Genomic DNA, 13,562 nt, shown 5'->3' with positions numbered 1-13,562 from the left:
GCCTCGTCCCTATCGCCAGATACAAAAACACCCGGGACATGGCCGGGTGTCGTGAGGGCATGTAAAGCGCCCCGACTTTTATGAATGAAGAAGTCGGCGTACGCCAGCCCCTTTATCAGGCAAGGCGGAAGCGACCGATGGTCTGCTTCAAACCCACCGCCAGCTGGCTCAGCTCCAGACAGGCACGGGCAGTATGATCCGCCCCCTGCGCCACCTCATTGGCGGATTCGTTGATCCGCTCAACATTGCGACCCAGCTCATCAGACACCGCATCCTGCTCACCACAGGCGCTGGCAATCTGGATCGCCATGTCGGCAATCTGGGCTACCGCCTCTTCAATCTGCTGAATGCCGTTGCTGGTCTGCTCGCTCTGATCCACACACTGGCGGATCATGTCACAGCTCAGCCCTGTCACCTCTTTCGCCTGATTGGCACGCGCCTGCAGGGTTTCGATGATGGCCACGATCTCGCCGGTCGAGGCCTGGGTACGACCCGCCAGGGTGCGCACCTCGTCGGCCACCACGGCAAAGCCACGGCCTTGCTCGCCAGCGCGGGCTGCTTCGATGGCCGCATTGAGGGCCAGCAGATTGGTCTGCTCGGCGATGCCGCGGATCACATCCACCACTACGTTGATCTGGGCAGATTCGCGCTCCAGCTCGGTCACCAGCGTACCGGCCTGCTCAATCTCTTCAGCCACACGGGTGATGGCCACCAGCGAACGCTGCACATCCTGGTTGCCTTTGCGGGCCAAAGTATTAGCTGCACTGGCAGACTCAGAGGTGTGCTCTGTATTGCCCGCCACATCAGCAACGGTCGCCTTCATCTGGGTCATGGCCGTCGCCACCAGCGAAATCTCTTGCTGCTGGCTCTGAATACCCTTGGCAGACTGTTCGGAAACCGCACTCACTTCGTCAATCGCTGCACCCAACTGGGTAACCGCAGCCACTACCTCTTCAATCAGACCGCGCAGGTTGTCCTGCATCTTGAGAGAGGCTTTGGCCAGCATGCCCAGCTCGTCGCGGCCAATATGCTGACGCTCCAGCTGATGAGTCAGATCGCCGGCTGCAATGGCGTTGGCCTGAGCCACTACCGCTTGCAGCGGCAGGCAGATCTGGCGGGTCAGGAACCAGGTCATGGCCACCATGAAAATCAACAGAGCACCGATGCTCACCATGGCGAAGGTGGTCACCATGCTGACGCTGCCAAGCAAGCTGCTGCGGTTTTCTTTGACGAAACCGAGGTTCACCTGGATCAGCGAGTTGACCGCCTGCTCCAGTGCCCCGAAGAGCGGGTTGGAAGCAAACAGCTGGGTTTTGGCCTGCTCGTGCTGACCCTGCACCAGCAGCATATCAAACTCGTTTACCGAACGTTGATAAGTGAGCCACTGTTGTTTGGCTTGGTTAAACACTTGGCGCTCGTTGTCGGCACCCACAGTCGCCTCGTAGGCACGAAATGCCTCGTCAACTTTGCGAATATTCTCCTGAATACGGCCACGACGGGCCTGCAAGTCGGCGGCATCATCCACCATCAGCAGGGCAAACTGGGCCCGACGTACATAAGAGACGTCGTAGAGCAGGGTTTCGACCGAGAGCACGCTCGGCAAAGTGGAGTCGGTAAAATTCAGCACCCGATCGCGCACGCCGCGCAATTCATTGGAGAGAAAAACACCGAAGACAACGTTGACTGCGGCAATAACCGCAAAAACCACGGCAATCTTTTTGCCGATGGAGAGATTCTTGTAAAACATGATTGGCTGTTGATCCTCAACTGCTGACAAGCAGGTAAACAGTAGCGATCACATCCGTATGAGCTGATCCCGGCCATTCCTGACGGGAGATGGAAGGTTGCGAAAGCGGGGGGAAGGACGATTTCGCGAGGCGCGCACTCTATCACAATATCGCCTAATCCTTCACCGGATTTCACCAAATGAATGCAAGCTGGTTTCCTTCACAACCCGACATTCATCACAAAATATTTATAGCGACCAAATCATTTCAAATAGTTAACCGATAAATGCAATCGAGGCAGTGGCATGGACAAGAGACCATCAACTCGTTGTAATGACCAACATGACCCGATGGCGGAGCGCCATCCCCCTTCGTTGTAACCATTTGCTGTAACAAGAGGCCCTGTTTATGGATAACAGCTCGTATCTGCCTGCTTCAACCTGGCCTGCCCAGCTGCGTGAACAACTGCAGGCGCGGCCACTCACCGCCCTCGGTCTCTTTATCGCGCTGGCTGCCGTCTTGCTGCTGCTGTTGCAGAGTCTCATCATGCTCGCTACCGGCGAGGTGACCAGCGGCGTGCGCTATGGCCTGATCGGTGGTGCCGCCGGGTTTGCCGCCACCGCCATCGGCGCCCTGCCCGCCCTGTTTCTGCGCTCGGTACCGCAAAAGGTAGAGGACACCATGCTGGGCTTTGCCGCCGGTATGATGCTGGCGGCCAGTGCCTTCTCCCTGCTGCTGCCGGGGCTGGAGGCCGCCGAGGGGATTGCCGGCAACGGCTTTAGCGCCGCCGCCGTGGTGGTGGTCGGCATGACCCTCGGGGTGCTGTTGATGCTGGGGCTGGATCAGTTCACCCCGCACGAGCATGACAAAACCGGCCCCTGCGGCCCCGGCCATGAGAGCTGCTCCCGGGTCTGGCTGTTCGTCTTTGCCATCGCCCTGCACAATCTGCCGGAGGGGATGGCCATCGGGGTGAGCTTCTCGCAGGGGGATATGTCGGTGGGGCTGCCGCTCACCACCGCCATCGCACTGCAGGATATTCCGGAAGGACTGGCGGTGGCACTGGCCATGTGCGCCGCCGGTTTTCGCCCCTCGGTGGCGGTGCTGGTTGCCATCGCCAGCGGCCTGCTCGAACCGGTTGGCGCCCTGCTCGGGGTGGGACTCTCCAGCGGCCTTGCCATCGCCTACCCCATCGGACTTGGGCTCGCCGCCGGCGCCATGCTGTTTGTGGTCTCGCACGAGGTGATCCCGGAGACCCACCGCAACGGTCACCAGACCTATGCTACCCTCGGCCTGATGGCGGGCTTTGCCCTGATGATGACCCTCGACACCGCGCTCGGCTAAAGGCTCTCTCTCCTCTCTCATCAATGCTTTTTGTCGCCTGCGGCGCTCCCATATGGAGCGCCGCGTTTCATCTCTCCTTTCGCTTGTGCCTCTCGGCGCCGACGCCATCTTTTGTTATGATCTACAGCAACTTAAATTCAGCCACACGGCTATCAAGACGAGGTCAGCAATGAAAGTAGGTATTATCGGCGCCATGGAGCAAGAAGTGGCCCTGCTGCGCAGCCAGATGAGCAACCCCACCACCCTGCAACTGGGCGGCTGCGAGTTCTATCAAGGGAGGCTGGCAGGCAAAGAGGTGATCCTGACCCGCTCCGGTATCGGTAAGGTCGCCGCCAGCGTGGCCACCAGCCTGCTGCTGGAAAAATTCGCCCCCGACTGCGTCATCAATACCGGCTCTGCGGGCGGCTTTGCCCAGGACCTGCACATCGGTGATGTGGTGATCGCCAGCGAGATGCGTTTCCACGATGTCGATGTGACCGCCTTTGGTTACGAGATGGGCCAGATGGCGCAGCAACCCGCCGCCTTCCCCTGCGACGAGAATCTCATCGCGGTCGCTCAGGATTGCATCGCCGAGCAGGGCAAGCACCAGACCAAGGTTGGCCTTATCTGTACCGGCGATCAGTTCATGTGCAAACCGGACGCCATCGCCAAGGCTCGCGCCAACTTCCCGCAGATGCTGGCGGTCGAGATGGAAGGTGCTGCCATCGGTCAGGTGTGCCACATGTTCAAAGTGCCCTATCTGGTGGTACGCGCCATGTCCGATATCGCCGGCAAGGAGCAGGTTGAATCCTTCGATGCCTTCATCGAAGTGGCCGGCAAGCACTCCGCCGAAGTGATCATCAAGATGCTCGGCAAGCTGTGATCGAAATCAGCTCGCTTGATTTGATGGCCGACGCCTTCCTCTCGACGACGGCGGCCATTCTGGTAGGTGCTGCCCTGCTGGAGGCGGTGATCCCGTGGCCATCCCATCTGCGTCTTTCGGCCGTGACGCCCCTGCTGACCAGGCTGGGGCACAAGGTACACAGACCCGATGGTTCACCCGGCCAGCAAATGCAGGCCGGCCTGCTGGCAATGCTGGTAGTCTGGGTGCCCTGCGCCGCCGGGCTCTGGTCGTTGCGCAATCTGGCCTTGAGCGAGCCGCTGTTTGACCTGCTGTTTCTGCTGTTGATGATCGAATCTCGTCCACTGCGCGAACTCGCCCATGCCACCCGATCGCTCGCCACGCAGGAGACCCTGCCGCTGGCGAGATTGCAGGCCACTCCCTGGCTCAAGCGGGAGACAGGCAAACTCTCGGCCATGGGGCTCGCCAAAGCGGTGACGGAGAGCTGCGCCCTGCGTATGGTCGGCCAATGGGCTGGCCCGCTGCTGGGATATGCTTTGGCTGGCGTACAGGGCGCCCTGCTCTGGCGGCTGGTGCAGCTGATGAATCAGTGCTGGAGTCGCAAAGATCCCGCCTTCGACCACTTTGGTCGCGCCGCCAGCGCGCTCTATCAGGGGCTCAATGCCTCCGTCATTTTGCTGCTGGGGCTGCCACTGCTGGCAAGCCGTCTCAAACAGGCCGCACAGCTGCTGCGAAGTGGCGCGCTCTGGCCCTATCCCGCCATGGGGATGCTGCTCACTCTGCTGGTAGACAAGTGCCGGATCCGTCTTGGTGGCCCTCGCTACTATCAGGGGGCTCTCCAGCGCTGGCCAGTCATCGGCACTGGTGCTGAGCCAGATAGCGAGACACCGCGCAAGGTGCTCAACATTCTGCAAGGGTGCGGCTGGGGCTGGTTGATACTGGCGCTGGTTGTCACGGTAGCGGGGTTATTTCATGGGTAGAGTGTTGCGCTTGCCTGTCTGGCTGCCCTGCGTGCTGCTGGCCTGGTTGCCCGGTGCCCTGCTGGCCGCCACGCCGACCCGGGTGGTGAGTGTTGTTCCCCACCTGACCGAACTGCTCTACGAGATTGGCGCCGGCGACAAACTGGTGGCCATCGACGATGCCTCCGACTATCCCCCCGAGGTCAAAACCAAGCCAAAGATAGCGAATTATCGCAGTATCAACGTCGAGGCAGTGCTGGCGCAAAAGCCGGATCTCATTCTCGGCTGGCACTCGGCTCAATCACGGATGCTGGCCCCGCTGGCACAGCTCGGGATCCCGGTTTTCTACTCTGAGCCCACCGATTTTGCCTCGCTGGCGACCGAGATGCGGGCGCTGGGCAAATTACTGGGGGTGGAAAAGAGCGCCAACGAAGCCGCCGATCGCTATCTGGCACGCCTGCATTCCCTGCAACAGCGCTATGGCCAACCAACCGGCGTCAAAGTGTTCTACCAGCTCTGGTACCCGCCGCTCACCAGCGTGAGCGGTAACGCCTGGCCTGCTCAGGCCATCGAGCTCTGCGGTGGAGTCAACGTCATGAGCAATGCCAGAACACCCTATCCTCAGGTGAATATTGAACAGGTCATCAGGGCCAACCCCGCTCTGATCCTGGCTGGGAGTCAAGATCCTGACGCCCTGCGTCACTGGCAGCAGTGGCCAAACCTTGATGCGGTGAAACATCACCGACTGATGCTGGTCAACTCCGATGAGCTGCACCGATTCACCCCAAGAGCCCTCAATGCAGTGGAAGATATATGTAGGGCGATCAGAAAGTAACAAAAGCCAAAGAGACCAAGACCTGAGTGATGCCCTTGGCTTTAAAACCGTTTTTATGAATTGATCACACTCTTTACAGAAAAAGCTGGTACTTTATTTGCTAGCATATGATTCATCTACTGTTTTTGAGACGAGATGCCCACAATGTTCAACGATAAAACGCTACTCATAACTGGTGGCACTGGCTCGTTTGGCCAGCGATTGGTCAAGACAGTACTGGAACGTTATAAACCCAAACGCCTTATCATCTATTCTCGCGACGAGCTGAAGCAGTTCGAGATGCAGCAAGAGTTCAACGACCCCTGCATGCGCTATTTCATTGGGGATGTCAGAGACGCCAACCGCCTTACTATGGCAATGCGCGGTGTGGATTACGTGGTTCATGCAGCAGCACTCAAGCAAGTGCCCGCCGCTGAATACAACCCCATGGAGTGCATCAAAACCAATATCCATGGTGCTGAGAACGTCATCCAGGCAGCCTTGCTCAATCAAGTCAAAAAGGTTATCGCCCTCTCCACTGACAAAGCCGCCAATCCGATCAATCTCTATGGCGCCACCAAGCTCGCATCAGACAAACTCTTCGTGGCGGCCAACAACATTGCGGGGCAAGACCCCACCCGTTTTGCAGTCGTTCGGTACGGCAACGTCGTTGGTTCCCGCGGTTCTGTTGTTCCCTTCTTCCAAAAGCTGATTGATCAGGGTATTGATGCCTTGCCCATCACCCATGAAGAGATGACTCGTTTCTGGATCACCTTGCAACAAGGGGTGGATTTCGTCCTGGATAATTTTGGGCGGATGAAGGGGGGGGAAATATTCGTTCCCAAATTGCCATCTGTTCGCATCACAGATTTGGCCAGTGCCATGGCACCAAACCTGCCACACAAGATCATCGGCATTCGTCCGGGAGAGAAGCTCCATGAAGTGATGTGTCCTGCCGATGACTCTTATCACACCTTTGAATTTGATGACTTCTTCGTGATCGGCCCAACAATCAACTTCAATAATCGCAACAACGACTTCTCCAAGACAGCTGCGGGCGAAAAAGGAAAGATGGTCGAGCAGGGATTTGAATACAACTCTCGAAGCAACCCTGACTTTTTCTCCATTGAACAGCTGCAGAAGATGAACCAGAGCAAGGTAGCAGAATGATCCCCTACGGCCGTCAATCTATCAGCCAGGCAGATATCGATGCTGTCGTGGAAGTTCTCAAGTCCGACTTCCTGACCCAAGGGCCGGTCGTTCCCCGCTTCGAGCAAGCGGTTGCCGACTACTGTGGAGCTAAATTCGGGGTGGCGGTCAATTCAGGTACTGCTGCACTCCATATCGCCTGTATGGCGCTGGGCGTCGGCCACGGGGATTGGGTCTGGACATCGCCCATCAGCTTTGTGGCATCGGCCAATTGCGCTCTCTATTGCGGGGCACAAGTCGATTTCGTCGACATTGAACCCGATACAGGGAACATGTGCGCAGTGGAACTGGAGAGGAAGCTGATTGCCGCCAAGGCGGAAGGGAAACTACCCAAGGTGGTCATACCGGTGCACTTTGCCGGCCTCCCCTGCGATATGAAAGAGATCCATCGGTTGGGGCAAGAATATGGCTTTCGGATCATCGAAGATGCCTGTCACGCCCTAGGGGCTCGCTATCACGATGAACCCACCGGCAACGGCCGCTACAGCGACATCACCGTCTTCAGCTTCCACCCGGTGAAGATCATCACCACCGGTGAAGGGGGGATGGCCATGACCAACAGCCCTGCGCTTGCCAAGACGATGCGCATGCTCCGCAGCCACGGCATCACCCGTGAACCGGAAGACTTTATCAATGAGCCGGATGGCCCTTGGTACTATGAGCAGCAGATGCTCGGCTTCAACTACCGCATGACGGATATTCAGGCAGCACTGGGATTGAGCCAGATACAGAATCTGGAAAGCTGGATCGCCAAGCGAGGCGAGATTGCCCGTCGTTACTTTGAAACTTTGTCTCCTGAGCGTCTGCGCCGTTACTTCGGCGAAGAACGACGCAGCGCATTTCACCTGTATGTACATCATGTGGCACCCGAACAACGCTTTAACCTATTCCAGCTACTACGGGATCATGGGATTGGGGCCAACGTGCACTATATGCCAATCTACAAGCAGTCTTGGTATCAGCACAAACAGCAAACATCATTGCCGCAGGCCGAACAGTTCTATGCCAGTGCCATCACCTTGCCGCTTTTTCCAAGCTTGAGCTCTGCCCAGCAAGACCTCATTCACGCCCATTTGTTGTCAATGATCTGATCTCGATCCGCGGAGCGCCTTATGCACATTCTGATCTACGGAACCTCGACCCAAGCGCTGCATTTCTTACCGGCCTTGGCATTGAACTATACGCTCCTTGGCTTTGTCGATAGTGACCCAGCCAAACAGGGCTCGTACTGGATGAACAAGCCGGTATATCACCCCAGTCAGCTTTCAGGCGTCCAATTCGACAAAATCTTGATCGCCAGCTCTTTTGTCAGCGAGATCAACCAGACGCTGGTAAGTTATGGAATCGAGCCGGGCACCCCCGTCGTAGAGTGTGACGAGATACTGCAGACCAGTCGCGAATATGAGAATGCCCTGCAAGCAGAGCGTTCCAAACGCGAGGATATGCTGCCGAAGATCCCCCTGCTGCAGCAGCATATCGAGGGCACAACCTTGTTGACCAATCGATTGGCTCTGCTCGAGAAGTTACCCACCCAGGGCGTCGTAGCCGAACTGGGCGTGGCGGCGGGTGATTTTAGTCGCCAGATCATGGATATCTGTGCTCCGGCGCAGCTACATCTGGTGGACATATGGGGTTCGGATCGCTACGGCGAAGAGTTGTACCTGAGTGTGAACAACCATTTTCAGCAGCAACGACAGCGCGGAGAGGTGACCATTCACCGCAAACCTTCGCTGGAGGCACTGGAGAGTTTCCCGGATCAGACCTTCGATTGGGTATATATCGATACCACCCACAGTTATGAATTAACCCGAGATGAGCTCCGAGCCTGTGCCAGAAAAGTAAAATCAACCGGCATTATTGCCGGACATGACTATATGCAGGGCAATTGGCGCACTCAATATCGCTATGGCGTCATCGAAGCGGTGCATGAGTTTTGCGTGGAATATAACTACCGAGTGCTTTATTTGACGATGGATATCGCTGAGTGCCTGAGTTTTGCATTGATTAAGAATAACGATGACGGATTAGCACAATAATACCTGTCCGGGCGGTCGTATTCTGCCTGAGGTGTCGTTCAGTGATTGTTGAACGCATCAGGCTCGATAACCTCACAGGATCGTGCGAGCCTACGAACCACAGCCAAGGGTATTTCAGGGATGCTTTTTAAAAAGCAGACGTAACGGAATCAGGCGGAAATCATATGTGTGGAATTTACTGCAAACTCTATAAATCAGAAGATGTTCAGCCAAATACGCGTTATGAAGATAAAACGACGTTATTAAAGCACCGAGGCCCGGATTGCCAGCAAGTCGTCTATCGAAAAAATGTCGTAATGGGACACACCAGACTCGCCATCCTCGACACACGTAACGCCGCGGCACAACCCTATAAAAATGACCGCGCCATGCTGGTTTTTAATGGCGAAATTTATAATTACAGGGAATTAGCCACACAATATCTTACAGATATCGAATTGCAAACCACCTCTGATACCGAGGTGTTGTTTGAGCTGCTAAATAGAATGGGAACCAGCGCGATTGCCAAACTGGATGGTATGTTTGCGTTTGCATATATGAATTTTGTAACGCAAGAACTGATTGTCGCTCGCGATATCAGTGGAATTAAACCGCTGTATTATATCGAAACCGACGATGCCATCGAAATTGCTTCCGAAATCAAAAGCCTTGATTATGTAATCTCGCGGGAAAAATTAAAGGATCAAATCCGGGTAGGAGCGTTTCAAGATAGCAACCTGCCGCATCAGAATGTCACGATCCTCGAGGGCGGTACCCAGCTCACTTATTCGTGCTACCAAGCCAAGTCTCAATTAAGTGCCTTTGCCAATCCATTATTTTTTATCGATAACAGTGTCTTTCAACGGCGCAAAACGCAATCCCTTTCCAGCCTTGTGGATGAGCTGGAAAAGCTGGTGGTTAACAATGTTAACTCCCATCTGGTCAGCGATGCGCCGCTGGCTACCCTCTGTAGCGGCGGAGTGGACTCTAGCCTGATCTCCGCCATTGCATCCCAAGCGGCGCCACTCGACCTCTATCATGCCGGCGTGGATGGCGGCGGCGGGGAAGAAGAATATGCCGAGATGGTATCCAAACATCTGGGCAAGAATATTATTTACGAAAAAATGACGGCCGAAAAATATTGGTCTGCTTTTCCATACCTGACCTATATTTCTGATTTACCCATTTATCATCCCAACGATGTCAGCCTGCACTGCATCGCCAGCAAAGCTCACTGCAATGGCATAAAGGTCATGTTATCGGGTGAAGGCGCAGATGAATTATTTGGCGGTTATTCGTGGCATCAACGCCAGATGAAGCAATATCGACTGGCCAGAATATTTGCTAGCAAAAAATCGCTGCTAACGCGGCTTTCAGGTGATTACGCGAAAACATTGCGTAGTGGGTTTGAACAATTCACCCTGAAAGATATCACAAATTACATGCCGCTGGGTCTAGGCTATTTTGATATGTCTAATGACCTGATAATGCGATCTTTCCTGTTCGAGAGCCAAGATTTCTCCAATTGGAAACGCCTAGCGATTATTCATGAAAAATATAATACTCTGATAACCTCTGAGTTCGAAAAACATATGCTGAGCGCGATCCACTTTAACTATTATGGTCATCTAGGTAGCATATTACATAGAACTGATAGAATATTGATGGCCAACTCAATTGAAGGCCGGGTACCATTTCTAACCAAAGACATCATTGACTTTTCGATGAATATACCTCTCAATCTAAAAATTCATCGACGCTTCCGAAAAGACGGTAAATATTTATTAAAAAAACTGGCTGAACGTTATCTACCAGATAGCGTCATTTACCGCCCCAAAGCTGGTTTTCCGGTCCCTATGGATGAATATATTCAGCCAATTGAACGAATATTCGAGAATGGCTATGCTATGGAATTTACCGGGATGTCTCTTCGTATGCTAAAAGACTTTTATGCGGCCAATCCATTATTGAAATTCCGCTTATTGGCACTAGAAGTATATGGTCGGATTTTTGTCCGGCATGAAGATTATCGACATATTCATATTGAATAAATAAAAAGGCCTTGATAGGTCAACAAACTATCATGGCCTTCTGCCTTCTAATCACAGAAAGTAAGAGATAAAAAATAACAAAGATGTTCATTCTTTATCGCCCCCCCCTCAACAAAACTTCATATACCTGACCTGCTTTACACACGTAGTAGCCACATCGGAGAATTGGTTATGTTTCACCAACTGCACGACCACATCGGCCTGGTCGAGCGCCTGCTCCAACGTCACCAACTGGACATTCTTTAGGCCAGATAACTCGAGCGGCAATGCGAAAATATGCGGTTCAACCACCAGAATTTCATTCTGGGTACAACGAGCCAGAATACGCGTGATGTTCAAGGCCGGACTTTCACGCAAATCATCGATGTTCGGCTTGAAGGACAAGCCCAGACAGGCAATCCGGCGGCTGGACTGTTCAGGTAACGCCTTCTCGATTTGCTCAACCACATAGAGAGGTTTGTAATCATTCACCAGTCTGGCCTGCTGGATCAGTTTCGCCAGATCCGGATTCTGATTGACGAGAAACCAAGGATCTACCGCGATGCAATGGCCGCCAACACCGCAGCCGGGTTGCAAAATATTCACCCGCGGATGGCGATTTGCCAAAGAGATCAACTCCCACACATCGATCCCCTGCCGGTCGCAAATCAGCGATAGTTCATTGGCAAAGGCAATATTGACATCACGAAAGGAGTTTTCCGCCAGCTTGCTCATCTCAGCAGTGCGCGCTGATGTGGCAATGCACTCTCCATTTTTCACAAAAAGACGATAAAACGCCATGGCTGCTTCAGTACTAGCGGCATCCAAGCCACCGATGATTCGATCATTATCAACCAATTCACGAACTACATGACCAGGCAAAACCCTCTCAGGACAATAAGCCACCAACACATCAGGACATGCCCCCGGCTTGACCGTGTGCGGAAACGTCAAGTCGGGACGCGACTCAGCCAACCAGGAGGCTATCAGCTCGGTCGTTCCAACCGGTGAGGTGGACTCCAGGATCACCAGATTGCCCGGTTCAAGACAGGGCGCCAGACTCTCCGCCGCCTCCCGAATAAAGCGCAGATCCGGCTCGCGATTCTCACCTTTAAACGGCGTCGGTACCGCCACCAGAAAGACATCGGCAGGCTGCGGGGTGGAATGAGCACTCAAGTAGCCAGCTTCCACCGCCGTGCGTACCAGATCCTCGAGCCCGGGTTCAACAATATGAATTTTGCCATGGTTGATCGTATCCACCGCATGGGCATTCACATCGAAACCGAGTACCCGAATTCCGTTACTGGCAATGATCGCCGCCGTGGGCAGGCCAATATAGCCCAGTCCGATGATGGATACGCTGTTAAATTTCATACTGCTACGGCTCCAGATACTTCGATGCGGCCATGACCGCTGTGTTGTTTTAAGAGAGTGAAGACACCTAGCGAATCTCATGCCATCAAGCGCAACCCAGTACGGCCTCGACAATCCGCTCGCTGGTTTTGCCATCGCCATAGGGATTCATGGCCAGACTCATGGCCTGATAGGCTGGTTCGTTATCCAGCAGCTGGCAGGTTTTGGCCACAATTGCGTGCTCGTCAGTGCCCACCAGATAGACGGTGCCGGCCGAGACCGCTGTTGGCCGCTCGGTGGTATCACGCATGCACAGGACCGGCTTTCCTAAGGTAGGAGCCTCCTCCTGAATGCCACCCGAGTCGGTCAAAATCAGATAGCTGCATTTCATCAGATAGACAAAGGCAAGATAATCCTGCGGTTCAATCAGGAAGATATTGGCCACCGCCCCCCAGATTGCGCTGTACCACATCCAGCACATTGGGATTGAGATGGACCGGATACATAATCGGCACATCATCTCTGGTTGCCAGCTGCCTCAAGGCGCGACAAATCAGCTCGAAACTTTCCCCGTGATTTTCCCGACGGAGGCTTGTCACCAGCAACATCCGCTTGCGGCCATCGAGGAACGCAAACCGCTGACTCAGGCTAAGCTGCAATGCCGTGTCCTATCTTATCGGAGATCTCCAGCAAAGCATCGATTACGGAATTACCGGTGACGAAGATGTTTTGTGCTGGAATATTCTCACGCAACAGATTCTGACGGCTGCTCTCGATGGGCGTGTAGTGCTGGTCCGCAATGCCGCCAGTCAAGCGGCGCATTCCCTCTTCCGGCCAGGGAGAAGAGAGATTGCCAGTCCGTAACCCAGCTTCGACATGCCCGACCGGGATACGATGATAATAAGCGCACAGAGTGGTAGCAAAGGACGTCACCGTATCCCCGTGAACCAACACTCGAGTGGGTTGAAAAGCGGCAAAAACCGGCTTGAGGCCGACGAGAATGGCCGCAGTAACATCATTGAGATCCTGACCCGGGGTCATGATATCCAGATCGAATTCGGGTCGAATATCAAACAGGGCGAGCACTTGATCCAGCATCTGGCGATGCTGCCCGGTAACACAGACAGCGATCTCAACACCGAGATGACTGCGGAACGCCTTGACAACAGGAGCCATCCCGATGGGCACCCAACGAGTCCCAATCGCGATCAGCACGCGCTGAGCTGAAGACATCGTTTACTCCAAACAAGCTGCCAACAGTCGCTAGCGTATA

13 protein-coding genes are annotated in these 13,562 nt (G+C 54.5%); 8 read left to right on the top strand and 5 right to left on the bottom strand.

Annotation, left to right across the window (positions count from 1 at the left end):
• Positions 1–115: 115 nt before the first annotated feature.
• Complete coding sequence (locus LRL22_RS06770; protein WP_270905019.1) at positions 116–1,747, bottom strand: methyl-accepting chemotaxis protein; 1,632 nt, start codon at positions 1,745–1,747, stop codon at positions 116–118.
• Between the two features lie 388 nt (positions 1,748–2,135).
• Between LRL22_RS06770 and LRL22_RS06765 the strand changes: the two genes are divergently transcribed.
• The 8 genes from LRL22_RS06765 (at position 2,136) to asnB (ending at position 10,957) form a co-directional block, all read left to right on the top strand.
• Positions 2,136–3,068, top strand: a complete 933-nt coding sequence (locus LRL22_RS06765; protein ID WP_270905018.1) for a ZIP family metal transporter — start codon at positions 2,136–2,138, stop codon at positions 3,066–3,068.
• Positions 3,069–3,237: 169 nt separating this feature from the next.
• Positions 3,238–3,930 (top strand): 5'-methylthioadenosine/S-adenosylhomocysteine nucleosidase, encoded by a 693-nt coding sequence (mtnN, locus tag LRL22_RS06760; RefSeq protein ID WP_270905017.1) that lies wholly within the window; start codon positions 3,238–3,240, stop codon positions 3,928–3,930.
• Positions 3,927–4,889 carry a cobalamin biosynthesis protein CobD/CbiB gene (locus tag LRL22_RS06755; protein WP_270905016.1) on the top strand — a complete coding sequence of 321 codons (963 nt, stop codon included), beginning with the start codon at positions 3,927–3,929 and terminating at the stop codon, positions 4,887–4,889. Before mtnN ends, LRL22_RS06755 begins: the two co-directional genes overlap by 4 nt.
• Complete coding sequence (locus LRL22_RS06750) at positions 4,882–5,703, top strand: cobalamin-binding protein (RefSeq protein WP_270905015.1); 822 nt, start codon at positions 4,882–4,884, stop codon at positions 5,701–5,703. Before LRL22_RS06755 ends, LRL22_RS06750 begins: the two co-directional genes overlap by 8 nt.
• A 144-nt stretch (positions 5,704–5,847) precedes the next feature.
• A complete protein-coding gene (gene pseB / locus LRL22_RS06745) occupies positions 5,848–6,852 on the top strand; it encodes a UDP-N-acetylglucosamine 4,6-dehydratase (inverting) (RefSeq protein WP_167572082.1) in 1,005 nt (334 codons plus the stop codon).
• Complete coding sequence (gene pseC, locus LRL22_RS06740; protein WP_270905014.1) at positions 6,849–7,982, top strand: UDP-4-amino-4,6-dideoxy-N-acetyl-beta-L-altrosamine transaminase; 1,134 nt, start codon at positions 6,849–6,851, stop codon at positions 7,980–7,982. Before pseB ends, pseC begins: the two co-directional genes overlap by 4 nt.
• Before the next feature lie 21 nt (positions 7,983–8,003).
• On the top strand, positions 8,004–8,927 hold the full coding sequence (locus tag LRL22_RS06735) for a class I SAM-dependent methyltransferase (RefSeq protein WP_270905013.1): 924 nt from the start codon (positions 8,004–8,006) through the stop codon (positions 8,925–8,927).
• A gap of 164 nt (positions 8,928–9,091) precedes the next feature.
• Positions 9,092–10,957, top strand: a complete 1,866-nt coding sequence (asnB, locus tag LRL22_RS06730; RefSeq protein ID WP_270905012.1) for an asparagine synthase (glutamine-hydrolyzing) — start codon at positions 9,092–9,094, stop codon at positions 10,955–10,957.
• A gap of 108 nt (positions 10,958–11,065) precedes the next feature.
• On the opposite strand, the gene wecC is transcribed toward asnB, so the two are convergent.
• From wecC to wecB, 4 genes are all read right to left on the bottom strand, one after another.
• A complete protein-coding gene (wecC, locus tag LRL22_RS06725) occupies positions 11,066–12,310 on the bottom strand; it encodes a UDP-N-acetyl-D-mannosamine dehydrogenase (RefSeq protein WP_270905011.1) in 1,245 nt (414 codons plus the stop codon).
• Positions 12,311–12,395: 85 nt separating this feature from the next.
• Entirely contained in the window at positions 12,396–12,761 is a 366-nt protein-coding gene (locus tag LRL22_RS20415) for a UDP-N-acetylglucosamine 2-epimerase (RefSeq protein ID WP_336296638.1), read from the bottom strand.
• Positions 12,712–12,897, bottom strand: coding sequence for a hypothetical protein (locus tag LRL22_RS20410; RefSeq protein ID WP_336296639.1), 186 nt, complete (start codon positions 12,895–12,897; stop codon positions 12,712–12,714). The genes LRL22_RS20415 and LRL22_RS20410 overlap by 50 nt, the downstream gene beginning before the upstream one ends.
• A gap of 40 nt (positions 12,898–12,937) precedes the next feature.
• Positions 12,938–13,522 (bottom strand): non-hydrolyzing UDP-N-acetylglucosamine 2-epimerase, encoded by a 585-nt coding sequence (gene wecB / locus LRL22_RS20405; protein ID WP_336296637.1) that lies wholly within the window; start codon positions 13,520–13,522, stop codon positions 12,938–12,940.
• Positions 13,523–13,562 lie beyond the last annotated feature (40 nt).

The sequence above is a fragment of the Aeromonas sp. PI_26 genome, assembly GCF_027854445.1.
Lineage (GTDB): Bacteria > Pseudomonadota > Gammaproteobacteria > Enterobacterales > Aeromonadaceae > Aeromonas > Aeromonas veronii.
The sequence above is the reverse complement of the archived record's forward strand: the minus strand, read 5'-3'. Positions and strand labels throughout refer to the sequence as shown.